This window comes from Escherichia sp. 93.0816 (genome assembly GCF_013368855.2).
GTDB lineage: Bacteria > Pseudomonadota > Gammaproteobacteria > Enterobacterales > Enterobacteriaceae > Escherichia > Escherichia ruysiae.
The window spans coordinates 229577-254619 of sequence record NZ_JABWNC020000003.1 but is presented as its reverse complement, the minus strand read 5'-3'; the positions used below and the strand labels follow the sequence as shown (position 1 = coordinate 254619).

The 25043-nt window shown below is 52.9% G+C and carries 20 protein-coding genes; 11 read left to right on the top strand and 9 right to left on the bottom strand.

Annotated features, from left to right (window positions below; all coding sequences use genetic code 11):
- Positions 1-8 precede the first annotated feature (8 nt).
- Complete coding sequence (gene fepB / locus HEM79_RS05815) at positions 9-974, top strand: Fe2+-enterobactin ABC transporter substrate-binding protein (RefSeq protein ID WP_176242985.1); 966 nt, start codon at positions 9-11, stop codon at positions 972-974.
- A gap of 74 nt (positions 975-1048) precedes the next feature.
- On the opposite strand, the gene entS is transcribed toward fepB, so the two are convergent.
- Positions 1049-2299 carry an enterobactin transporter EntS gene (entS, locus tag HEM79_RS05810; protein WP_176242986.1) on the bottom strand — a complete coding sequence of 417 codons (1251 nt, stop codon included), beginning with the start codon at positions 2297-2299 and terminating at the stop codon, positions 1049-1051.
- Between the two features lie 110 nt (positions 2300-2409).
- On the opposite strand from entS, the gene fepD reads away from it, so the two are divergent.
- Genes fepD through fepC form a run of 3 tightly spaced genes read left to right on the top strand, consistent with a single transcriptional unit; the run spans position 2410 to position 5215 of the window.
- Positions 2410-3414 (top strand): Fe(3+)-siderophore ABC transporter permease, encoded by a 1005-nt coding sequence (gene fepD, locus HEM79_RS05805; RefSeq protein WP_176242987.1) that lies wholly within the window; start codon positions 2410-2412, stop codon positions 3412-3414.
- Entirely contained in the window at positions 3411-4403 is a 993-nt protein-coding gene (gene fepG, locus HEM79_RS05800) for an iron-enterobactin ABC transporter permease (RefSeq protein WP_000640922.1), read from the top strand. Before fepD ends, fepG begins: the two co-directional genes overlap by 4 nt.
- On the top strand, positions 4400-5215 hold the full coding sequence (gene fepC / locus HEM79_RS05795) for an iron-enterobactin ABC transporter ATP-binding protein (RefSeq protein WP_000140655.1): 816 nt from the start codon (positions 4400-4402) through the stop codon (positions 5213-5215). The genes fepG and fepC overlap by 4 nt, the downstream gene beginning before the upstream one ends.
- Here fepC and wzz(fepE) read toward each other — a convergent pair.
- The 4 genes from wzz(fepE) to fes form a co-directional block, all read right to left on the bottom strand.
- Positions 5212-6345: an LPS O-antigen length regulator Wzz(fepE) gene (gene wzz(fepE), locus HEM79_RS05790; RefSeq protein WP_176242988.1), complete on the bottom strand. Its 1134-nt coding sequence runs from the start codon at positions 6343-6345 to the stop codon at positions 5212-5214. The genes fepC and wzz(fepE) overlap by 4 nt on opposite strands.
- A gap of 214 nt (positions 6346-6559) precedes the next feature.
- On the bottom strand, positions 6560-10441 hold the full coding sequence (gene entF, locus HEM79_RS05785; protein WP_176242989.1) for an enterobactin non-ribosomal peptide synthetase EntF: 3882 nt from the start codon (positions 10439-10441) through the stop codon (positions 6560-6562).
- Positions 10438-10656 (bottom strand): MbtH family protein, encoded by a 219-nt coding sequence (locus HEM79_RS05780; protein ID WP_176242990.1) that lies wholly within the window; start codon positions 10654-10656, stop codon positions 10438-10440. The genes entF and HEM79_RS05780 overlap by 4 nt, the downstream gene beginning before the upstream one ends.
- A gap of 2 nt (positions 10657-10658) precedes the next feature.
- Positions 10659-11861 (bottom strand): enterochelin esterase, encoded by a 1203-nt coding sequence (fes, locus tag HEM79_RS05775; protein ID WP_176242991.1) that lies wholly within the window; start codon positions 11859-11861, stop codon positions 10659-10661.
- A gap of 242 nt (positions 11862-12103) precedes the next feature.
- Between fes and fepA the strand changes: the two genes are divergently transcribed.
- Positions 12104-14344, top strand: coding sequence for a siderophore enterobactin receptor FepA (gene fepA, locus HEM79_RS05770; protein ID WP_021550399.1), 2241 nt, complete (start codon positions 12104-12106; stop codon positions 14342-14344).
- 174 nt (positions 14345-14518) lie between these two features.
- Entirely contained in the window at positions 14519-15139 is a 621-nt protein-coding gene (gene entD / locus HEM79_RS05765; protein ID WP_176242992.1) for an enterobactin synthase subunit EntD, read from the top strand.
- Between the two features lie 122 nt (positions 15140-15261).
- On the opposite strand, the gene hokE (HEM79_RS05760) is transcribed toward entD, so the two are convergent.
- Both hokE (HEM79_RS05760) and hokE (HEM79_RS05755) read right to left on the bottom strand, forming a co-directional pair.
- Positions 15262-15414 (bottom strand): type I toxin-antitoxin system toxin HokE, encoded by a 153-nt coding sequence (gene hokE / locus HEM79_RS05760; RefSeq protein WP_000956467.1) that lies wholly within the window; start codon positions 15412-15414, stop codon positions 15262-15264.
- A gap of 351 nt (positions 15415-15765) precedes the next feature.
- Positions 15766-15918 carry a type I toxin-antitoxin system toxin HokE gene (gene hokE, locus HEM79_RS05755; RefSeq protein ID WP_000956467.1) on the bottom strand — a complete coding sequence of 51 codons (153 nt, stop codon included), beginning with the start codon at positions 15916-15918 and terminating at the stop codon, positions 15766-15768.
- A gap of 452 nt (positions 15919-16370) precedes the next feature.
- Here hokE (HEM79_RS05755) and HEM79_RS05750 point away from each other — a divergent pair, with 452 nt between their 5' ends.
- The 5 genes from HEM79_RS05750 to ybdG all read left to right on the top strand — a co-directional run bounded on the left by HEM79_RS05750 (position 16371) and on the right by ybdG (position 20341).
- Positions 16371-17489, top strand: coding sequence for a YbdK family carboxylate-amine ligase (locus HEM79_RS05750; protein ID WP_176242993.1), 1119 nt, complete (start codon positions 16371-16373; stop codon positions 17487-17489).
- Positions 17490-17554: 65 nt separating this feature from the next.
- A complete protein-coding gene (locus HEM79_RS05745; RefSeq protein WP_176242994.1) occupies positions 17555-17803 on the top strand; it encodes a DUF1158 domain-containing protein in 249 nt (82 codons plus the stop codon).
- 64 nt (positions 17804-17867) lie between these two features.
- Positions 17868-18236 carry an MmcQ/YjbR family DNA-binding protein gene (locus HEM79_RS05740; protein WP_176242995.1) on the top strand — a complete coding sequence of 123 codons (369 nt, stop codon included), beginning with the start codon at positions 17868-17870 and terminating at the stop codon, positions 18234-18236.
- 92 nt (positions 18237-18328) lie between these two features.
- A complete protein-coding gene (gene nfsB / locus HEM79_RS05735) occupies positions 18329-18982 on the top strand; it encodes an oxygen-insensitive NAD(P)H nitroreductase (RefSeq protein ID WP_021550396.1) in 654 nt (217 codons plus the stop codon).
- Between the two features lie 111 nt (positions 18983-19093).
- The gene (gene ybdG, locus HEM79_RS05730) at positions 19094-20341 is read left to right on the top strand and encodes a mechanosensitive ion channel YbdG (RefSeq protein WP_176242996.1); all 1248 of its coding nucleotides are present in this window, start codon (positions 19094-19096) and stop codon (positions 20339-20341) included.
- Between the two features lie 79 nt (positions 20342-20420).
- Here the strand turns inward: ybdG and pheP are convergent, their stop codons facing one another.
- Both pheP and cusA read right to left on the bottom strand, forming a co-directional pair.
- Complete coding sequence (pheP, locus tag HEM79_RS05725; RefSeq protein WP_176242997.1) at positions 20421-21797, bottom strand: phenylalanine transporter; 1377 nt, start codon at positions 21795-21797, stop codon at positions 20421-20423.
- Between the two features lie 101 nt (positions 21798-21898).
- Entirely contained in the window at positions 21899-25042 is a 3144-nt protein-coding gene (gene cusA / locus HEM79_RS05720; RefSeq protein WP_176242998.1) for a Cu(+)/Ag(+) efflux RND transporter permease subunit CusA, read from the bottom strand.
- Between the last annotated feature and the right edge of the window lies 1 nt (position 25043).

The window sequence follows — 25043 nt, the reverse complement described above, 5'->3', positions numbered from 1 at the left end:
GCTGATTTGTGAGACTCGCCTCGCTCTACCGCAACGCCCTTCTATTAACAGGACTTTTGCTTTCAGGAATAGCCGCAGTTCAGGCTGCCGACTGGCCGCGTCAGATTACTGACAGCCGTGGCACTCATACCCTGGAAAGCCAGCCGCAGCGTATTGTTTCCACCAGCGTCACCCTGACCGGCTCACTGCTGGCGATTGATGCTCCGGTGATCGCCAGCGGCGCGACCACGCCAAATAACCGCGTCGCGGATGACCAGGGCTTTTTACGCCAGTGGAGCAAGGTGGCGAAAGAACGCAAACTGCAACGGCTCTATATCGGCGAACCGAGTGCAGAAGCCGTTGCCGCGCAAATGCCGGATCTGATTTTAATTAGCGCAACCGGCGGTGATTCGGCGCTGGCGCTGTATGATCAGCTTTCCACCATCGCCCCGACATTAATCATCAATTACGACGACAAAAGCTGGCAGTCGCTGTTAACGCAGCTTGGCGAAATTACCGGGCATGAGAAACAAGCGGCAGAGCGGATTGCACAGTTTGATAAGCAACTGGCGGCGGCGAAAGAGCAAATCAAATTACCGCCGCAGCCAGTAACTGCCATTGTTTATACTGCTGCCGCGCACAGTGCCAATCTCTGGACGCCGGAATCAGCACAAGGGCAGATGCTGGAACAACTCGGCTTTACGCTGGCGAAGTTGCCCGCAGGGTTAAACGTCAGCCAAAGCCAGGGCAAACGCCATGACATCATTCAGCTTGGTGGGGAAAATCTGGCGGCAGGGTTAAATGGCGAGTCACTATTCCTGTTCGCCGGTGATCAGAAAGACGCCGATGCTATTTATGCCAATCCGCTGCTCGCGCACCTGCCTGCAGTACAAAACAAGCAGGTTTATGCGCTGGGAACCGAGACGTTCCGACTGGATTACTACAGCGCCATGCAAGTGCTGGACAGGCTTAATTCACTGTTTAAAAAAGGTTGATAAAACATACGATTAGAGCACAAACAGTCCCCTCTCCCTTCCGGGGTTAGGGTGAGGGGAAAATGCACCTTTAACTAATTCTCAGACGCTGCCGCTTGTGGCGGCGTCTGGCGAAAACGCCGCAACTCCACCAGCACCAGCAGCAACAACACGCCGATAATCAACAAACCAAAACCGCTCGCGCTTGCGGAAGCAACCGGTGTCATCATCGCCCCCAGACCGCCCAGCAGCGCCGCGCCTATGGCATCGCCCGTCACGTTCTGCGCCGTCCACAAACCGTTAATCCGCCCTAACATTGCTTCCGGAGTTTGCGTTTGCAGCATTGTGTATTGCAGCAACGAACTAACCGCGCTCAGCCAGCCGAAAAGCGCCAGACAAACCACACCTAAAATCCACATCGGCATCAGGCCAAACAGACCAATGGCGAGGAACGATCCCAACGTGGAGAGCAGCATCAATAACCCTGGTCGCGGGCTATGCGCCAGCTTTCCGCTGGTTAACGCGCCAATAGCCGCACCGAGCGGGATCGCCGCATAGAGAAAACCAATCTGTGCCGCCGACATCTGCCAGTTGTCAGCCAGCGCCGGATACAGTACCCGCACCGCACTCGCCATCGTCAATAAACCACCCAGCAGCGCAATTCCCCCCACCAGCGGGCTGGCGAGCAGAAAACGAAACGCTGCCAGAAGCGATTTCAGCGGATGCTCACGCGGCTGCTGCGGCGGTGGCAGCGCCGGAAGGCTTAACAACGGCAGCAGGGTAATAAACGTTCCCGCCGCCGCCAGCCCGTAGTTCCAGGCTACGCCGCCAGTCGCCAGCAGTAAACCGCCAATCATGGGCGAAATCACCGATCCCAGGCGCACGGTCAACATGGTGATCGCCCCGGCCTGCATTAAGTTTTCACGCCCTACCAGTGCAGGTGTCGCCGCCAGTAGCGCCGTAACGCCAAGCGATGCGAAAAAACCATCCCATAATCCGAGTAAATAGATTGCCAGCAGTGATGGCTCCGGCAGCAGCGCATTCAAACACAGGCCAATAAAACCAATGCCACAAGTGCCGCGCGCCAGCAGAATCACTTTTTTGCGCTCATAGCGATCTGCCAGCACGCCGCCAACCATCAGGCCAACAAACATCGCGCTGCCGGTGAGCGTCACCGAAAGCCCCACCTGCCAGGTAGAATGCGTCATCATCTGGATCTGCACCGGCACCGCGACGCCGAGCAAACCCAGAGAAACAATAGAGATAAAACGAGCGAGGAATACTGCGCGAAACGCCGGGTGCGTTTTCAACAGGCTGAGGTTAAGCAGCCAGGATTGTTTATTCATTACAATGCCTTGCCATCAAATATTTTAAATACCTATTCTTAGGCTGCACATGCTAACATATCCAAATAAGATCGATAACGATAATTAATTTCATTATCATGGAAGTTCGTATGTCTGGTTCTGTTGCCGTGACACGCGCCATTGCCGTGCCCGGATTGCTGTTATTACTGATTATCGCGACGGCATTAAGCCTGCTCATTGGGGCAAAATCACTCCCCGCCTCCGTCGTGCTGGAGGCCCTCTCCGGCACCTGCCAGAGCGCCGACTGCACCATCGTGCTCGACGCGCGACTGCCGCGCACCCTTGCCGGATTGCTGGCAGGCGGTGCGCTTGGTCTTGCCGGGGCGTTAATGCAAACCCTCACCCGAAACCCACTTGCCGACCCTGGTTTGCTTGGCGTGAACGCCGGAGCCAGCTTTGCCATTGTGCTGGGCGCGGCGCTGTTTGGTTACTCATCCGCGCAGGAACAACTGGCGATGGCCTTCGCTGGTGCGCTGGTGGCCTCATTGATTGTTGCCTTTACCGGTAGCCAGGGCGGCGGGCAGTTAAGTCCGGTGCGTTTAACCCTGGCGGGCGTGGCGCTGGCGGCGGTGCTGGAAGGGCTGACCAGCGGTATCGCCCTGCTTAATCCTGACGTCTACGATCAACTGCGTTTCTGGCAAGCCGGTTCGCTGGATATTCGCAATCTACACACCTTAAAAGTGGTGCTGATCCCGGTGCTACTCGCCGGAGCAACCTCGCTATTACTGAGCCGCGCGCTGAACAGTTTGAGCCTCGGCAGCGACACCGCGACGGCGCTGGGCAGCCGCGTGGCGCGGACACAGTTGATTGGTCTGCTGGCGATTACCGTGCTTTGCGGAAGTGCGACGGCGGTGGTCGGCCCGATTGCCTTTATTGGCCTGATGATGCAGCACATGGCGCGCTGGCTGGTAGGTGCCGATCATCGCTGGTCGCTGCCCGTCACGCTACTTGCTACCCCTGCCCTGCTGCTGTTTGCCGATATCATCGGGCGGGTGATTGTTCCCGGCGAGCTGCGCGTTTCTGTGGTCAGTGCGTTTATTGGTGCGCCGGTGCTAATCTTCCTCGTGCGACGTAAAACGCGAGGTGGCGCATGATTTACGTCTCTCGCCGATTAATCATCACCTGTTTGCTGTTGATAACTGCCTGTGCGGTAGCAAGTGTTTGGGGATTACGCAGTGGCACCGTGCCACTGGAAACCTCGCAGGTATTCGCCGCGCTGATGGGTGACGCACCACGCAGTATGACGATGGTGGTCACCGAATGGCGTTTACCGCGCGTGCTGATGGCGCTGTTGATTGGCGCGGCGCTGGGCGTCAGCGGCGCGATTTTTCAGTCGTTGATGCGTAACCCGCTCGGCAGCCCTGACGTAATGGGCTTTAACACCGGAGCGTGGAGCGGCGTACTGGTGGCGATGGTGCTGTTTGGTCAGGATCTGACAGCTATCGCGCTGGCAGCAATGGCAGGCGGTATTGTCACTTCTCTACTGGTCTGGCTGCTTGCATGGCGCAACGGCATCGACACATTTCGGCTGATTATTATCGGCATCGGCGTTCGCGCCATGCTGGTGGCCTTTAATACCTGGCTATTGCTGAAAGCGTCTTTAGAAACGGCACTAACCGCAGGATTATGGAATGCCGGATCGCTTAACGGCCTGACGTGGACAAAAACCTGGCCTTCCGCGCCAATCATTATATTGATGCTAATTGCCGCCGCCTTGTTGGTACGCCGGATGCGCTTGCTGGAGATGGGCGATGATACCGCCTGCGCGCTGGGCGTCAGCGTCGAACGCTCGCGTCTGTTAATGATGCTGGTGGCGGTGGTGCTTACCGCTGCGGCAACGGCCCTGGCGGGGCCGATTTCCTTTATTGCTTTAGTCGCGCCGCACATTGCCCGGCGCATTAGCGGCACCGCTCGCTGGGGGCTGACCCAGGCGGCGCTGTGCGGGGCGCTGTTACTGCTGGCGGCCGATCTCTGCGCCCAACAACTGTTTATGCCGTATCAACTTCCGGTTGGCGTCGTTACCGTCAGCCTCGGCGGTATTTACCTTATCGTCTTGTTAATTCAGGAGTCTCGCAAAAAATGACCGAATCAGTAGCCCGTTTGCGCGGCGAACAGTTAACCCTGGGATATGGCAAATATACCGTTGCGGAAAATCTGACTGTAGAAATTCCTGATGGTCACTTCACGGCAATTATCGGACCAAATGGCTGCGGTAAATCCACATTACTGCGTACCTTAAGCCGCCTGATGACGCCTGCCCACGGGCATGTCTGGCTGGATGGCGAACAGATTCAACATTACGCCAGTAAAGAGGTCGCACGCCGGATTGGTCTGCTGGCGCAAAACGCTACCACGCCGGGCGATATCACCGTGCAGGAGCTGGTGGCGCGTGGTCGTTATCCACATCAACCGCTGTTTACCCGCTGGCGCAAAGAAGATGAAGAAGCGGTAACGAAAGCGATGCAGGCCACAGGAATTACCCATCTGGCGAATCAAAGCGTGGATACCCTTTCCGGTGGGCAACGGCAGCGAGCGTGGATCGCCATGGTGCTGGCACAGGAAACGGCGATTATGCTGCTCGACGAGCCGACCACCTGGCTGGATATCAGTCATCAAATTGATTTACTGGAGTTATTAAGCGAACTGAACCGCGAGAAAGGCTATACGCTGGCGGCGGTGCTGCACGATCTTAATCAGGCCTGTCGCTACGCCAGCCATTTGATTGCGCTGCGGGAAGGAAAAATTGTCGCTCAGGGGGCGCCGAAAGAGATTGTCACTGCTGAATTGATCGAGCGTATTTACGGTCTGCGCTGCATGATTATTGACGATCCGGTAGCCGGAACGCCATTAGTGGTGCCGCTCGGACGAACGGCACCATCAACCGCCGTGATTTAAACTAACCGATCTTCCATCATGGCATCCTGTTTTCTGGATGCCATTGCATGATGTAAGAGCACACTGCCACAAGCAACCATACCGCCGATCAAGGCGGAAAGGATCACAATAATCGCTTTTCCTGAACCGTCTTTTTTCACCGGCAAGGATGGACGCAACTGATATTTAAATGGCGGAAAAGTAACATCGTTGACATTTGCTTTTGTTAATTGATCGACAAGATATTGACGATTACGTAATTCAACGTTCAGTTCCGCAACATCGGTGACTGATTTTTCAATTTCAAGTTTACGTTCAATACCGTCTGCGCCGAGAGAAATAGAAAAATCAGGGTCATCTTTAACAGCCTGACCATTACTATAAACAGGCTTTTTAATTCCTGCCGCATTGGCAATATCCAGTGAATAATTGAGCCGCTGAATATTTGCATCAAGCTGGTTTTTCGTTTTAATGCGATCCTGAGCCAGTTTTTCTTTTTCAAACTGGGTTCTGATTTCCAGTTTATTACGTATGTTTTCTATCGACTCTTTCACCACCAACGTTGAGATATAATCGATATAACCAGCCAATACTGTCTGCGCTTCTTCACTGGTTGGCGCAGTGAAACTTAATGTCCAGGAGGTATACAACGCGGGCTCATCTTTTTTCTTACTGGCGTTGTCATCAACCGCTTTCATTTTTTCGCTCAATGTAACAATAGCGCGATGCAGCTCCTGTTCATCAATCTTCGCCTCTTTTAATTGATCCATGACATAAGGTGATGAACGCAGATAGTCTTCCAATAAACTCACAGACTGAAATTTCTTGATAAACAGGTTAAACACACCGTTGCGATCGATATTGGCATCCAGATCCAGCACGCGGAGTTTGGTGAAGACCTTCTCCAGATCTTGCCACTGGACAGCCTCTGCGGGCGTGATAACTGCCGAGCTGGTCCATTTTTGCGGCAAAATGAAAGACACCAGTAACCCAATACAGGCAAAGGCTAAAGCCACCGCTATTACCCGCGTTTTTGCGTACCACAAAACTTCGATAAGTTTAAGTAAATCAATTTCATTATTACTGGGCGACGCCAGATGATAATCGGGAAAATGAGAATCGCTTCCCTGCTTAATATTCAGTGATGACATGCGATATGACCTGAAATGAGTCCAATAAGATTAAATCTCCACGGCGCTCACTTTATCAGTTAGCAAGAATTATCCGAAGCTGAACTTTGTAAATTCCCCTCACCGAACACAACATTAAGCGTGTTTTCAGAGAAGCAACTGAGGATTCATCATAATAATAAATAATAAAATCCACAATCATTTACAGTAATTATGGATTTTATTTAAGATAAAGTTATTTTTTTAGCGTCGCCAAAATAATTGGTCCAATTTTTTCAAACGCCATTGGCGAGATAATATCCACATGCGCACAATCTAAACGATAAATATCCAGCTCAGCTACCCACGGCGACCAGGCGCGTTCAGGACTCATACCTTCCTGAAGTGTACGTTCGGCAACAAACAGCGTCGCTTTGCCATCAAACGGTACGCTATGGGCAGTGGTCAACAAGCGCACTGCATCAGCGTAGTTGCCTTCAATAGTGGTAAACAGCTCCGTCGACGCACTCCCTTGCTGAGCAGCCAGGAAGGCTTCGCGCTCGCGGTTAATCTCCGCCAGCACTTCCGGGTCCAGACCGTTAGCTTCTTTTTCCTGCCAGTTTTGCGTTTCTGGCGGCCAGGTATCCAGCAAGCCAAGAAATGCCACCTGTTCGCCACGGGCACGCAACCGCGCTGCAATCCCCTGCGCCAGCGTACCGCCCAGCGAATAACCCAGCAGGTAATAAGGGCCGTGAGGTTGTTGTTCAAGTAACGTGGCCAGATGCGCTTCACAGACTTCATCCAGGTTTGCCGCCGTCTGCATAGATCCATGAGGGCGCGGCGACTGAATGCCGATAATCGACCATTGAGGATCGAGATAACGCGAGAGCACACTAAACTGCCAGGCAAAACCAGACGCAGGATGGAAACAGAACAGCGTCGGGCCATTACCTTCACGCAACGGCAGAATGGTTTCGAATCCCATGTGCCGGGAGCTGTCTTCTTCACCATCAATAATCGTTGCCAGTTTGGCGACGGTTGACGCGACCATCACCTGCCCCGGCGTCACCTGGCGGGCAAACTGCCGACTTAACTGCGCCGCCAGTTTCATTGCCAGTAGTGAATGACCGCCAAGAGCGAAGAAATCAGCGTCGGCATCCTGCACATCACAGCCCAGCAATGACGAGAACGCCCCGGCGATAATCATTTCGCTGCCCGCTTTCGGCGCTCGTCCCGGCGTTTTTGCTTTCAATTCCGGCAACGGTAAAGCTTTACGATCCAGCTTGCCATTGGCGCTAAGCGGCAACTGCGGAAGTTGCAGCAGAACGACGGGCACCATATGCGGTGGCAACGTTTCGCGCAACTGCGCCTGTAATGCGCTGGTATCCAGCGGCAGGCCTGATTGCGACACCAGATACCCGACCAACTGGCGCGCGTCGCCGCCGGTTGCTGCCGCCTGGTTAATCACACAGGCGTGGGTAACCGCCTGCTCGACATCCGGCAGCGCCTGCATTACGCGGTCGATTTCGCCCAGTTCAATACGCTGACCACGAATTTTTAGCTGATCGTCACTACGCCCGAGGTATTCCACCGCGCCATTTTCCAGCCAACGAGCAACGTCTCCGGTACGGTACATGCGTTCACCAGGAGCGAAAGGGTCGGCAATAAAGCGGCTGGCGGTCAGATCGGGTCGTCCAAGATACCCTTGCGCCAGTTGAATGCCAGTGAGATAGAGATCGCCCGCCACACCCGGCGGCACCGGATGCATCATCGCATCAAGAATACGCAGCCCCGTGTTCCACACCGGATAACCAATTGGCACGCTGCTGCCGCGTACTTGTGCCAGTTCCTCGCCAAAAGCCGGATACCAGCTAACATCCACCGCTGCCTCCGTTGGGCCATAAAGATTATGTAACGGCGCGCCGGTTAACTGTTGCCATTCGCGGCATAAATCGACCGGTAACGCTTCACCGCTACAGAAAACCTGTTTCAACGTCGCACAACTTTTCCGGGCAGTTTCCGGTGTCAGTGAAGCAACAAACGCCGCCAGCATCGAGGGAACAAAGTGCGTGGTCGTCACGCCATATTCGGCAAAGAATTGTTGCATAGCGAGCGGATCGCGGTGCGCCTCTGGCTCTGCCATCACCAGTTTCGCCCCCGCAATAAACGGCCAGAAAAACTCCCACACCGAGACATCAAAACTGCACGGCGTTTTTTGGGCAACGATATCTTCGCCTGTAAGCGGATAGTGGCTTTGCATCCATAACAGGCGGTTGACGATAGCCGTCTGCCCGACCATTACCCCTTTCGGCCTGCCGGTTGAACCAGAGGTAAAGATGATATAAGCCGTGTGGTGCGGTTGTGAAAGTTGCAGCGGCGCACTGCCCTGTGGAGTAAGCGGGGCGTTATAGCAAAGGCTGGTTAAATTGGGAACATCGCTAAAGCGCGGCAGTTGATCGTCTGTGGTAATTAACAGCGACGGACGCGCATCTTCCAGCATCATTTTCAGACGATCGTCCGGATAACCCGTATCCAGCGGTAGCCAGGCCGCACCTGCTTCAACTATCGCATGTAGCGCCAGGGTCAAAAAGACCGAGCGCGGTAGCGCCACCGCCACGCTGTCGCCAGGTTTAACGCCGCGCTCACGCAGCAGATTCGCCAGCGCCACCACCTGTTCACGCATCTCCCGATAGCTGAACTGATAATGAGCGTCAGCCAGTGCCGGAGCATCCGGCGTTTTGGCTGCCTGTTCTGCCACCAGCGCGCTCAGCGTGGTTTCAGGGATTTCTACCTGTGTGGCGTTGATCTGCGCCAACTGTGCATACTCACCTGGCAACATAGTATCGACATCGCCGCACAACAGCGCCGGATTCGCGGCGAACTGGGCAATCAACATTTTCAGGCGTTCGGCGTGCTGGATTAACGTTGGCTCATCGTAACGCTGTTTATTGGCGAGGATCTCAATACTCAAACCACCGTGTTCATCCGGGAACAGCGCCAGTTCAAGGTCATTAACCGGACCGGTTGCCAGAGTGTGGGTTTGCGCCTGAACCCCCGGAATATCCAGTTGGTAATCAAATACCTTGATATTGAGTACCGGACCGAACAGCGGTTCCTCTCCTGCCGCTCGCCCACTGTCACGGACAATTTGTTCGGCGTCGTAGCGTTGATGGCGGCGCATTTTTTTCAGTTGTGCCGCCAGTCGGGTTGCCAGTTGTGACAGCGTTTCTTGCGCTTCAATGTGAATACCCAACGGTAAAACGTTGAGCACGGGGCCGGTGGCCGTCAGCGCCGCCGATCCCATTCGACGCATAAAGATGAATCCGGCGGCGTAGTCCATGCGGTTGCACAATCGCCCCAGCCATAAAGCCGCCAGCGCAAGAGCTAAATCGGTACGTTGTACGTTTGGCAGTTGGGCTGCCAACTGGCGGAATTCTCCGTCGGTAAATTCCAGTTTCAGGCGCAGAATATCTGCCGAGGCGCCGCGCCCCGCTAAAGGTGCAGACGAAAGTGACGCAGGTGGCGGCAGTTGGCGACGCTGTTCCGCCCAGAATGCCGCATCACGCTGCCAGGCCTCGCTTTCGCGGTACTGCTGGTACTCTTCCACCACTTCAGCGAAAGGCGTAAACGGCGAAGCGGGCGTTGGTTCGCCACGCAGCCACGCACAGTAAATATTGGCGATCTGGCGGGTAATGGCCGGGAAACTGAAGCCATCGACCAGCAAATGGTGATAACGCTGATACCAGTACCAGCGGTTATCCGCCACCTGAATTAACTGATGAAAGACCAGCGGTTTACCGCTATCGACGCGCAGGTTTTGTTGCAAATCGGCTTGCATTAATGCCTGCGCAGTACCATGCGGATCAATATTGGTTCGCAGGTCGATAATTTCTGGCTGTTCAAACGTCAGCGCATCATCGACCCATTGCCAGACTTCACCGTTATCTTCCGTAAAACGCATCCGCAACGTATCCGCTTGTGCTAATCCGGCAACCACCGCGCTGGCCAGCAGCGGTGCATCAACATCTCCGGTTAACTCAACGTAATGCGCTACGCTCCAGGCAGAGGGTAAATCTGACAGTTTTTCTGCCATCCAGATGCCGGGTTGCGCCGCAACTAAAGGTAAATGCTGGCTCATTGCGCCTCCTGCTGCCGGGTAAAATTCGTCGGTGTCAGGGTACGCCAGTGGGCTTCCAGCCATTGCTGGCAGGACGCCTGTGACTGCGGCTGACACACAACGTCCCAGCCTGTCGGTAAGGTGCATTGTTGCGGCCACAGACTGAATTGCCCCTGCGCATTGCGCAAAATGTAAAACGCTCCCTGTGGATCATCGAAGGGATTACTGAATGCCATATTCAACTCCTGTCATGGAAAAGTGGTTGCCAGAGGTCAATTAGCCCCTGCATCAAGCCACCGCGCCAACAAAGTGCATCATGTCCGCCGTCAACCTGACGCCAGAAAATGGATTCTTTTATAGGATATAGTTGCGCATACAGCGCCTGGTTAGCTCGCATAATCATCGGTTCGCGAATCCCTGCCTCCAGCACAATACGCAGACCTTCGGCGCTAACTTCACCAGCTTTAAGCTGTTCAAGTAACACGCCCTCTTGCTGCCCGCCCCGATGCGGCCACCAGTACGATCCTGACTGGCTTAATACACAGCCAAAGCGTTCAGGCCAGTGTAGTCCGGCATACAGCGCGGAAAGTCCACCAAAACTTTGCCCGGCGACAACAGTGCTATCGGCGCGATCGCTAAAAGGGGCAATAGCTTTCACCATGGGTAATAACTCTTGCTGTACTGCCAGCCAGAAATCCGCATTACACGGAAGTTCGCGGGCACGGTGCGTGGTGTCGATGGCGTCAATCAACACATACACGGCGGGAGGAAGCTGCTGACGACGGGTCAGCGAAGTTAACGCAGGCCAGACGGGCATACTTTGCGCCCAAAATTCACCATCGAGCAGAATAGCTAACGGACGCTCTTCGACTGGCGCATCGCCGGTGGTAAAAATCCATACACGACGTGAATTTCCCAACCGTTCACTTTTCCAGGTTATTTCTTTCGCTGAGTTAGCGGGGGCTTGCGGACAATCCCAGCCGGGTTGCAGGGGCGCTTGCGGCATTTCGAGTGCGGAAACAGCGTGCCCTCGCCCTCCTTTCCAGCTTTGCGGATTCAGCGGATCGGCTATCGCCTGGGGTAATAGTTTTCGCCAGCCTTCGCGTAATTCGAGGCGATCGGGTGATGGTGCAGAAAAAATGTCATCGCGTTCGGTGGGAATAAAACAGTAGCTGCCGCGCCAGTTAGCACTGAGTTGTGTCGTCCACTGCCAGACGTTGGTGCCTGCAATGCGCTGCATCGACTGGGGCTGGCTGTTCTGATGGTGATCGGTAACGCCAGTGATATAAACCCATACGCGCTTTACCGTCGAGCGGTCTTCAGAACCTTGAGGGTCACGCCACCAGAAAGTGACCTGATATATTTCGTCATTAAGACGCTGCCATTCCGGGCCATGTTTCGACAGCCACCAGCTCTCACTTCCCACGTTTAACGCCGTCACACCATAACCCCATGTTTACTGTGCAATTTTTTATTGATTACAGAAATACATTGATAATATTATTGATAACTATTTGCATTTGCAATAGCGTATTGGCGCGCCATGTCAAGCGCGCACATTAATTAACCAACTGCACTGCGTGTCTTTCAGGATCAAAGGTTTTCGCGGTAGCGGGAGGCGTCATGCTGATGACGACCATGCCCGACAGTTGCAATTCGTGGCAAAAATGCAGGAATAAAACAATGAACAAGAAGATTCATTCCCTGGCCTTGTTGGTCAACCTGGGGATTTATGGGGTAGCGCAGGCACAAGAGCCAACCGATACCCCTGTTTCACATGACGATACCATTGTCGTTACCGCCGCCGAGCAGAACTTGCAGGCGCCTGGCGTTTCGACCATCACCGCAGATGAAATCCGCAAAAACCCGGTTGCCCGCGATGTATCGGAGATTATCCGTACCATGCCAGGCGTTAACCTGACCGGTAACTCCACCAGCGGTCAGCGTGGTAATAACCGCCAGATTGATATTCGCGGCATGGGCCCAGAAAACACGCTTATTTTGATTGACGGTAAACCGGTCAGCAGCCGCAATTCGGTGCGTCAGGGCTGGCGCGGCGAGCGCGATACCCGTGGTGATACCTCCTGGGTGCCGCCGGAGATGATTGAACGTATTGAAGTTTTGCGTGGCCCGGCGGCTGCACGTTATGGCAACGGCGCGGCGGGCGGCGTGGTTAACATCATTACCAAAAAAGGCAGCGGTGAGTGGCACGGTTCCTGGGATGCTTATTTCAACGCCCCAGAACATAAAGAGGAAGGCGCCACCAAACGCACCAACTTCAGCCTGACCGGTCCGCTGGGCGATGAATTCAGTTTCCGCTTGTATGGTAACCTCGACAAAACCCAGGCCGACGCGTGGGATATCAACCAGGGCCATCAGTCCGCGCGTGCCGGAACCTATGCAACTACCCTACCAGCCGGGCGCGAAGGGGTGATCAACAAAGATATTAACGGCGTAGTTCGTTGGGACTTCGCGCCTCTGCAATCGCTGGAACTGGAAGCGGGTTACAGCCGCCAGGGCAACCTGTATGCAGGCGATACCCAGAACACCAACTCCGACGCTTATACCCGCTCTAAATACGGCGATGAAACCAACCGTCTGTATCGCCAGAACTACTCGCTGACCTGGAACGGTGGCTGGGATAACGGAGTGACCACCAGTAACTGGGTGCAGTATGAACACACCCGCAACTCGCGTATTCCGGAAGGTCTGGCGGGCGGCACCGAAGGGAAATTTAACGAAAAAGCGACACAGGATTTCGTCGATATCGATCTTGATGACGTGATGCTGCACAGCGAAGTTAACCTGCCGATTGATTTCCTCGTTAACCAGACGCTGACGCTGGGTACGGAGTGGAATCAGCAGCGGATGAAGGATTTAAGTTCCAACACCCAGGCGTTGACCGGGACGAATACCGGCGGTGCTATTGATGGTGTGAGTGCCACCGACCGTAGCCCATATTCAAAAGCAGAAATTTTCTCGCTGTTTGCCGAAAACAACATGGAGCTGACTGACAGCACCATCGTGACACCGGGACTGCGTTTCGATCATCACAGTATTGTTGGCGATAACTGGAGCCCGGCGCTGAACATATCGCAAGGTTTAGGCGATGACTTCACGCTGAAAATGGGCATCGCCCGTGCTTATAAAGCGCCGAGTCTGTACCAGACTAACCCGAACTATATTCTCTACAGTAAAGGTCAGGGCTGCTATGCCAGCGCGGGCGGCTGCTATCTGCAAGGTAACGATGACCTGAAAGCGGAAACCAGCATCAACAAAGAGATTGGTCTGGAGTTCAAACGCGACGGCTGGCTGGCGGGCGTCACCTGGTTCCGTAACGATTATCGCAATAAGATTGAAGCGGGCTATGTGGCTGTAGGGCAAAACGCAGTCGGCACCGATCTCTATCAGTGGGATAACGTGCCGAAAGCGGTGGTTGAAGGTCTGGAAGGATCGTTAAACGTACCGGTTAGCGAAACGGTGATGTGGACCAACAACATCACTTATATGCTGAAGAGTGAAAACAAAACCACGGGCGACCGTTTATCGATCATCCCGGAATATACGTTGAACTCAACGCTGAGCTGGCAGGCACGGGAAGATTTGTCGATGCAAACGACCTTCACCTGGTACGGCAAGCAGCAGCCGAAGAAGTACAACTACAAAGGCCAGCCAGCGGTTGGCCCGGAAACCAAAGAAATCAGTCCGTACAGCATTGTGGGTCTGAGCGCGACCTGGGATGTGACGAAGAACGTCAGTCTGACTGGCGGCGTGGACAACCTGTTCGACAAGCGTTTGTGGCGTGCGGGTAATGCCCAGACCACAGGTGATTTGGCAGGAGCCAACTATATCGCGGGTGCCGGGGCGTATACCTATAACGAACCGGGACGTACGTGGTATATGAGTATTAATACTCACTTCTGATGCTAACGTCAGATTGTTGACAAAGTGCGCGTCGTTCATGCCGGATGCGGCGTGAACGCCTTATCCGGCCTACAAAAATCTTGCCAATTCAATATATTGCAGGATAGTGTAGGCCTGATAAGCGTAGCGCATCAGGCAGTTTTGCGTTTGTCATCAGTCTCTAATATGGTCGACATGAAAACTACGCATACCTCCCTCCCCTTTGCCGGACATACGCTGCATTTTGTTGAGTTTGAGCCGGCAAGTTTTTGTGAGCAGGATTTACTCTGGCTGCCGCATTATGCGCAACTGCAATATGCCGGACGTAAACGCAAAGCCGAACATTTAGCCGGACGGATTGCTGCTGTTCATGCTTTAAGGGAATTTGGCTTTAAGAACGCCCCCCCTGTCGGTGAACGTCGCCAGCCACTTTGGCCTGCCGGGTTATACGGCAGTATTAGTCACTGCCAGACTACGGCATTAGCTGTGGTATCCCATCAACCAACAGGTATTGATATCGAAGAGATTCTCTCTGCACAAGCAGCGGAAGAGCTGAAAGACAGCATTATGACACCAGCAGAATACGAGCCGCTTGTAGCCAGCGATTTACCCTTTTCTGTGGCGCTTACACTGGCATTTTCAGCGAAAGAGAGTGCGTTTAAGGCAAGCAAGTTACAGACAGATCAAGGTTTTCTGGATTATCAAATAATTAACTGGAATAAACAGCAGATCATCATTCGTCGAGAGGATGAGAAGTTTGCTGTGCACTGGCAGATAAAAGAAAAGAGAGTCATCACGCTGTGCCAACACGATTAATTGACAATACCCGGTGCGATTCGCCCGCAGCCATTGCTGACTGCGGGCGAAAGTGTAAAGCAGGTGCCTTACCATTCCTGACCTGACAACCGGATATGCGGGGATTGCTCCCCACACAGCGGCTACTTCTTCGGTTCGTAAGCGAGAACAGCCCTGAACTCAATATTACGTTCCTTCACCGTAAACTCACACAGCGAGTCTCCGACCAGAAGCGTAAATCCCAGCACCGTTAAACACAGCACTATGACTGCCACAAGGGCATATTTCGTCAGCATGTTTATATTGCCTCCATGCGAAGAAGGGACTACCATCCAAATTGTCTGGTTTGGAGTGGCAGCCCCAGAGTGTGATAGAAATATCGTCCTGGGGCTTCATCTTTCCAGACCTCAGAGTTAACCTGAAACTGGAAAGCTTCAGGCACCCACCGTTATCTTACCCTGCCTTAATAAAATAGCTGTTTATTTATACAGTAAATCCTGTTCCGGACTTCGGCCGGCAAAACTCATCATTGCCTTAAAACGAGATCGCCCGCAGCCATTGCTGACTGCGGGCGAAAGTGTAAAGCAGGTGCCTTACCATTCCTGACCTGACAACCGGATATGCGGGGATTGCTCCCCACACAGCGGCTACTTCTTCGGTTCGTAAGCGAGAACAGCCCTGAACTCAATATTACGTTCCTTCACCGTAAACTCACACAGCGAGTCTCCGACCAGAAGCGTAAATCCCAGCACCGTTAAACACAGCACTATGACTGCCACAAGGGCATATTTCGTCAGCATGTTTATATTGCCTCCATGCGAAGAAGGGACTACCATCCAAATTGTCTGGTTTGGAGTGGCAGCCCCAGAGTGTGATAGAAATATCGTCCTGGGGCTTCATCTTTCCAGACCTCAGAGTTAACCTGAAACTGGAAAGCTTCAGGCACCCGCAGCTATCTTACCCTGCCTTAGCAAAATGGCTGTTTATTTATACAGTTAATCCTGTTTCGGACTTCTCACTACTCATTTGATCAACCGAAGCTAAGCCAGTTTTTTTCTGCTCGCCCCAATCGTCAAAATTCTTCGCCGCCAGCCAGCTCTGCCACTACTGGTCACTTTGCAAAAGTAGCCAAATTGCTTCAGTAGCAATCAGTTCACCACCACCAAAAAAAGAAACATTCCAGAACTTCCGCATCTCGCCCTGCCGCTGCCACTTCTATACTGGAATGAAAATGCCAACATAAGAGAAACCTATGCCATTACCTGAGTTTCATATTTCTGAACCTTTTACCCTCGGTATTGAACTGGAAATGCAGGTGGTTAATCCGCCAGGCTATGACCTTAGCCAGGACTCTTCAACGCTGATTGACGCCGTTAAAAATCAGGTCACTGCCGGGGAAGTGAAGCACGATATCACCGAAAGTATGCTGGAGCTGGCGACAGATGTTTGCCGTGATATCAACCAGGCCGCCGGGCAATTTTCAGCGATGCAGAAAGTCGTTTTGCAAGCTGCGGCAGATCATCATCTGGAAATTTGCGGTGGTGGTACGCATCCGTTTCAGAAATGGCAGCGTCAGGAGGTGTGCGATAACGAGCGTTATCAACGGACGCTGGAAAACTTCGGCTATCTTATTCAGCAGGCGACGGTTTTTGGTCAACACGTGCACGTTGGCTGTGCCAGTGGCGATGACGCTATTTATTTGCTGCACGGCTTATCGAGGTTTGTGCCGCACTTTATCGCCCTTTCTGCCGCATCGCCGTATATGCAGGGAACGGATACACGTTTTGCCTCCTCACGACCGAATATTTTTTCTGCCTTTCCCGATAATGGTCCAATGCCGTGGGTCAGTAACTGGCAACAATTTGAAGCCCTGTTTCGCTGCCTGAGTTACACCACGATGATCGACAGCATTAAAGATTTGCACTGGGATATTCGCCCCAGCCCCCATTTTGGCACGGTGGAGGTTCGGGTGATGGATACCCCGTTAACCCTTAGCCATGCGGTAAATATGGCGGGATTGATTCAGGCCACCGCCCACTGGTTACTGACGGAACGCCCGTTCAAACATCAGGAGAAAGATTATCTGCTGTATAAATTCAACCGTTTCCAGGCCTGCCGTTATGGTCTGGAAGGCGTCGTTACCGATCCGCACACCGGCGATCGTCGACCACTAACGGAAGACACCTTGCGATTGCTGGAAAAAATCACCCCTTCTGCACAGAAAATTGGGGCATCGAGTGCAATTGAAGCACTGCACCGCCAGGTTATCAGCGGTCTGAATGAAGCGCAGCTGATGCGAGATTTCGTCGCCGATGGCGGCTCGCTGATTGGACTGGTGAAAAAGCATTGTGAGATTTGGGCTGGAGACTAAGCTGAGAATTGCGTTACGCAGAAATATCCCCGACAATGGTGTTTTAACTTACATTTAACAATGTTATGAAACACCCCTTAGAAACCTTGACTACCGCAGCAGGCATTTTGCTGATGGCTTTCCTCTCTTGCCTGCTGCTGCCCGCCCCTGCGCTGGGGCTGACGCTGGCACAAAAACTAATGACCAAGTTCCATTTAATGGATCTTAGCCAGCTTTACACATTGTTATTTTGTCTGTGGTTTTTAGTGCTGGGCGCTATTGAATATTTTATTCTTAGATTTATCTGGCGACGCTGGTTCTCGCTGGCGGATTAAACGTCGATTATCGCCGTACTTCGCGGCATACTTTGCTTATTCTCCTTCGCCTTAAGGAACGTTTATGGATAAGCAATCACTGCACGAAACGGCGAAACGCCTTGCCCTTGAGTTACCCTTCGTCGAGCTTTGCTGGCCGTTTGGCCCAGAGTTCGATGTCTTTAAAATTGGCGGCAAGATTTTTATGCTGTCGTCGGAGCTGCGCGGCGTCCCCTTCATAAATCTGAAGTCCGATCCACAAAAATCCCTGTTAAATCAGCAGATATATCCGAGCATTAAGCCTGGGTATCACATGAATAAAAAGCACTGGATTTCGGTGTATCCCGGCGAGGAAATCTCTGAATCGTTGCTCAGCGATCTGATCAACGACTCATGGAATTTAGTGGTTGATGGCTTAGCTAAACGCGATCAAAAAAGGCTGCGCCCTGGTTAAAACGGAAATCTATAGAGCATTTTTCTCGCTTACCATTTTACTTTGATCCTTGTAATCTGCTGGCACACAAACATCTTTCACAAGGAGTCTTTATGGATATCATTTCTGTCGCCTTAAAGCGTCATTCCACTAAGGCATTTGATGCCAGCAAAAAACTTACCCCGGAACAAGCCGAGCAGATCAAAACCCTGTTGCAGTACAGCCCATCCAGCACCAACTCCCAGCCATGGCATTTTATTGTGGCCAGCACGGAAGAAGGTAAAGCGCGTGTCGCTAAATCCGCCGCCGACAATTACGTGTTCAACGAACGTAAAATGCTTGATGCCTCGCACGTCGTGGTGTTCTGCGCGAAAACCGCAATGGACGATGCCTGGCTGAAGCTGGTTGTTGACCAGGAAGATGCCGATGGTCGCTTTGCCACGCCGGAAGCCAAAGCGGCGAACGATAAAGGCCGTAAGTTCTTCGCCGATATGCACCGTAAAGATCTGCATGATGATGCAGAGTGGATGGCAAAACAGGTTTATCTCAACGTCGGTAACTTCCTGCTGGGCGTTGCTGCACTGGGTCTGGACGCGGTGCCAATCGAAGGTTTTGACGCGGCGATCCTCGATGAAGAATTTGGTTTGAAAGAGAAGGGTTACACCAGTCTGGTGGTCGTGCCGGTAGGCCATCACAGCGTGGAAGATTTTAACGCTACCCTGCCGAAATCTCGTCTGCCACAAAGTATCACCTTAACTGAAGTGTAATTCTCCTTTATAGCCGGGAACTGATCCCGGCTATTTCACATCAGATTCTCCTGATTTGCATAACCCTGTTTCAGCCGTCATCATAGGCCGCTGTTGTATACAGGAGACGTTATGCAGAATTTAATATCCCAGGTTGAAGATTTAGCGGGTATTGAGATTGATCACACCACCTCAATGGTGATGATTTTCGGTATTATTTTTCTGACCGCCGTTGTAGTGCATATTATTTTGCACTGGGTGGTACTACGTACCTTCGAAAAACGCGCCATTGCCAGTTCACGGCTGTGGCTGCAAATCATTACCCAGAATAAACTATTTCATCGTTTAGCTTTTACCCTGCAGGGGATTATCGTCAATATTCAGGCGGTATTCTGGCTGCAAAAAGGCACCGAAGCGGCTGATATTCTGACCACCTGCGCGCAGTTGTGGATCATGATGTATGCGCTGCTTTCAGTCTTCTCGTTGCTGGATGTTATTTTAAATCTGGCACAGAAATTCCCGGCAGCAAAACAGTTACCGCTAAAAGGGATATTTCAGGGGATAAAGCTGATCGGCGCGATTCTGGTCGGCATATTGATGATCTCACTGCTGATTGGTCAGTCACCGACCATTCTGATCAGTGGTCTTGGCGCAATGGCTGCCGTGCTGATGTTGGTATTTAAAGATCCGATTCTTGGTCTGGTGGCAGGTATTCAGCTTTCCGCGAACGATATGCTGAAACTGGGCGACTGGCTGGAAATGCCGAAATACGGCGCGGATGGCGCGGTGATCGATATTGGTTTAACCACCGTCAAGGTGCGTAACTGGGACAATACCATTACCACTATTCCCACCTGGTCTCTGGTTTCTGACTCCTTTAAAAACTGGAGCGGAATGTCAGCCTCTGGTGGACGACGCATTAAACGCAGTATCAGTATTGATGTCACCAGTATTCGCTTTCTTGATGAAACCGAAATGCAACGGCTGAATAAAGCGCATCTGTTAAAGCCTTATTTAACCAGCCGACATCAGGAAATTAATGAGTGGAACCGCCAGCAAGGGTCTACGGAGTCAGTATTAAATCTGCGCCGAATGACAAATATTGGAACCTTTCGTGCCTATCTGAACGAATATCTACGTAACCATCCACGTATTCGTAAAGATATGACCTTAATGGTACGTCAGCTTGCACCGGGCGATAATGGTTTACCGCTTGAGATATATGCGTTTACCAATACCGTAGTGTGGCTGGAATATGAAAGCATTCAGGCTGATATTTTCGACCATATATTTGCCATCGTCGAAGAGTTTGGTCTGCGACTTCATCAGTCGCCAACCGGCAATGATATTCGCTCTCTGGCGGGTGCATTTAAGCAATAATTAAAAAACCGCTCTCATCGAATGGATGAGAGCGGCTTCGGATGGTTGACATCGTTTTGTCGGATGTAGCGTGAATGCCTTATTTCCGACGCAACGTTTTAAACGCCACAAACAGGAACACAATCCACACCGGCAGCAAAATTGCTGACAAGCGCATATCATCCATCGTGCACATCAGCACCAAAATCATGCCGAGGAAGGCAATGCAAAGATAGTTGCCGAACGGATAGAGCAGTGCCTTAAACTGTGTTTCTCGCCCCTGACGTCGCATCTCTGCACGAAAACGCAGATGCGCCAGGCAGATCATAATCCAGTTCAGCAGCAGCGTTGCTACCACCAGCGCCATCAGCAAACCAAACGCTTTTTGCGGCAGCAGATAGTTAATCAACACCACCAGTGAGGTGATCGCTCCGGAAAGCATCAACGAGTTGATCGGCACGCCGCGACGGCTAACACGGGTAAGGAACTTCGGCGCATTCCCCTGTACAGAGAGGCCAAACAGCATCCGGCTGTTGGAGTAAACTCCGCTGTTATATACCGACAGCGACGCCACCAGAATGACGAAGTTCAGCGCAGAAGCTACCACGTTGCTGTCGAGATTATGGAAAATCATCACAAACGGGCTACTGTTGGATTTCACTTCCACCCACGGGTAGAGCGCCAGTAAAACCACCAGTGAACCGATATAAAACAGCAGGATACGATAAACCACCTGATTTACCGCTTTCGGAATGCTTTTTTCCGGATCGCGCGCTTCAGCGGCAGTAATCCCAATCAGCTCCAGACCGCCGAAGGAGAACATAATCACCGCCAGCGACAAAATCAGCCCATTCCAGCCAGTGGCAAAGAAACCACCGTAGCGCCAGAGGTTGTCGATACTGGCTTTCTCGCCGCCGTGACCAGAGAACAGCAGCCACAGGCCAAAACCGATCATGCCGATAATCGCCAGCACTTTAATCAGCGCGAACCAGAACTCAGTTTCACCATACAAGCGCACGTTCACCAGGTTAACGGCGTTGATGATAATAAAGAAGGCAGCAGCCCAGATCCAGGTGGGAACATCCGGGAACCAGTACTGCATATAGATGCCCGCAGCGGTCAGCTCTGCCATTCCCACCAGCACAAACATCACCCAGTAGTTCCAGCCGGAGAGGAAGCCCGCAAACGGTCCCCAGTATTTATAGGCAAAGTGGGCAAACGAACCGGATACCGGCTCTTCAACCACCATCTCACCGAGCTGGCGCATAATCAGGAAAGCGATGATCCCGGCAACGCCGTAGCCCAGCAATACAGCCGGCCCCGCCATCTGAATCGCCGGACCAATGCCAAGAAACAGACCAGTACCAATAGCGCCACCCAGCGCAATTAGCTGAATATGACGGTTATGTAATCCCCGATGAAGCGTCGGTTCTTGATTCGACGCAGTATCTTCCGATACGGTTGACGCGTTTTTCACGCCTTTCCCCTGTGTGTCTTTTTTATTGAGGGGCTCCTTTTAACATTTAGTGCTGGTCGTCGCAAGACACAATCCACACAGTTAAACCGGGTATCCTGCTTTTATTTCCGTACCCGATGCCGATGCAACCACATCAGCTTATACGCCGCCGGGATAATAAACAGCGACAGCAAAGGTGCGGTGATCATGCCGCCAATCATCGGCGCGGCGATACGGCTCATCACTTCGGAACCCGCCCCCGTTCCCCACAGAATCGGCAGCAGACCGGCGATAATCACCGCCACCGTCATCGCTTTCGGGCGCACGCGCAGTACCGCGCCGTGATACAACGCCTCATCCAGTTTCTGCTCGCTAAAGGTCTGCGGGTTATCCAGCAACGGCTCTGCCTCTATGGCGTGACGTAAATACATCAGCATCACCACGCCAAACTCGGCGGCGACCCCGGCGAGAGCGATAAAACCGGTGCCCGTCGCGACGGAAAGATGAAAGCCCATCCACCACAGCAACCAGATGCCCCCCACCAGCGCAAACGGTACGCTGCTGATAATCAGTAACGCTTCCCCCACGCGACGGAACGCCAGATACAACAGCACGAAGATGATCATCAACGTCATCGGCACCATGAGTTTCAGCTTATGGTTGGCGCGCTCCAGTAGCTCGAACTGCCCGGAGAATGCCACGCTGGTGCCCGGTTTTAACTGCACTTTTTCAGCTATCGCTTTTTGCAAATCGTGAACCACCGACACCATGTCACGATCGCGGGCATCGATATAAATCCAGCTCGTCGGGCGCGCATTTTCGGTTTTCAGCATCGACGGTCCGGTAGAGACTTTAACGTCGGCCACGTCTGCCAGGGTGATTTGCTGCTTCATCGGCGTCAGGATCGGCAACTGGCGCAGCGCCTGCGGACTATCGCGCCAGCTTTGCGGATAACGCAGATTAATTGGATAACGGGCAATTCCTTCCACCGTTTCGCCAACCATCGCCCCACCCACCGCAGAGGTGACAAACAACTGCACATCCGCCACCGTCATACCGTAACGCGCGGCTTTTTCACGGTTAATCTCAATATTGATATAGCGCCCACCTTCCAGACGTTCGGCAAGAGCAGAAGCCACGCCTGGCACCGTTCGCGCAACTTCTTCAATTTGCTCCGCCATCGCGTCGATATCCGCCAGCACATTGCCGGACACTTTAATGCCGATGGGGCTTTTAATGCCGGTTGAGAGCATATCAATACGGTTACGAATTGGCGGCACCCACAGATTCGCCAGCCCCGGTAGCCGCACGGTGTTATCCAGCTCTTCGATGATTTTGTCCATCGTCATGCCAGGCCGCCACTGATCCTGCGGCTTAAGCTGGATGGTCGTTTCTACCATCTCCAGCGGAGCGGAGTCGGTGGCAGTTTCCGCTTTCCCGGTTTTGCCAAACACCCGCGCCACTTCCGGTACGCTCATAATCAGCTTGTCGGTTTTTTGCAGCATACTCGCTGCTTCCGACGCGGAAATCCCCGGCAGCGTCGATGGCATATACAGAAGATCGCCTTCATTGATCTGCGGTAAAAATTCCCCGCCAACTTTATTCAGCGGCCAGAGAACCGTCAGCACCGAAAGCGCCGCCACCAGCAGCGTGGTTTTCGGCCAGTGCAGTACTTTCAGCAACAGCGGATGGTAAATACGAATCAAAAAGCGATTGAGCGGATTACTGCTTTCTGGCGGAATTTTGCCACGGATCCAGTAGCCCATCAGAATGGGGATCACCACGATCGCCAGCAGCGCCGCGCCTGCCATGGCATAAGTTTTGGTGAACGCCAGCGGACCAAACAGACGCCCTTCCTGCCCTTCCAGAGTGAAGATTGGGATAAACGACAACGTGATAATCAGCAGACTGATAAACAGCGCCGGCCCCACTTCCACAGATGCATCGGTGATCACCTGCCAGCGCGTTTTATTATCCAGCGTGGCGTCAGGATGCTGGTGCTGCCACTCTTCCAGCCTTTTATGGGCATTCTCGATCATGACGATAGCGGCATCGACCATCGCCCCGACGGCAATCGCAATACCGCCCAGCGACATAATATTGGCATTCAGCCCCTGGAAGTGCATGACAATAAAAGCAATACACAACCCCAGCGGCAACGAAATAATCGCCACCAGCGCCGAGCGCACATGCCAGAGAAACAGCGCGCAGACTATCGCCACCACAATAAACTCTTCCAGCAGCTTGCCGCTGAGGTTGTCGATGGCGCGGTCAATGAGCTGACTGCGATCGTATGTTGTAACTATCTCCACGCCTTCCGGCAGACTGCTTTTCAGCGTTTCCAGTTTGTCCTTCACGGCGGCGATCACTTCACGGGCATTTTTGCCGGAACGCAGGATCACCACCCCGCCAGCGACTTCGCCTTCGCCGTTCAGTTCCGCAATGCCCCGGCGCATTTCCGGCCCTACCTGGACTTTCGCAACATCACGCAAATAAACGGGCACGCCATTTTCACTGGCTTTTAAAACGATGAGATTAAAGTCGTCGAGCGTTTGCAGATAGCCGCTGGCGCGCACCATATATTCCGCTTCCGCCAGTTCAATCGACGAACCACCCGCTTCCTGGTTTGAGGCATCCAGCGCGCTTTTCACTTCGGCGAGTGTGATGCCATATTGCGCCAGGCGCTGGGGATCGATAACCACCTGATACTCTTTAACTACGCCGCCCACCGACGCCACTTCCGCAACGTCAGGGATGGTTTTTAGCTCATATTTGAGAAACCAGTCCTGCAATGAGCGTAAATCAGCCAGATCGTGCTTACCGCTGCGATCCACCAGCGCATATTCATAGATCCAGCCAACGCCCGTGGCGTCTGGCCCCAGCTCGGCGCTGACACCCGCTGGCAGCTTACCCTGCACCTGGTTGAGGTACTCCAGCACCCGCGAGCGCGCCCAGTACGGATCGGTGCCATCTTCGAAAATGACATACACATAAGAGTCGCCAAACTGCGAGAAACCGCGCACAGTCTTCGCGCCAGGCACCGACAACATGGTGGTGGTTAGCGGATAAGTCACCTGATTTTCAACGAGTTGCGGAGCCTGACCGGGATAGCTGGTTTTAATAATCACCTGCACATCAGAGAGATCCGGCAGTGCATCCACTGGCGTGTTAATGATGGTCCAGGTGCCCCAGATGCTCAGAAACAATGCGCCCATCAGCACCAGAAAACGGTTCGCCACCGAGCGGCGAATAATCCATTCAATCATT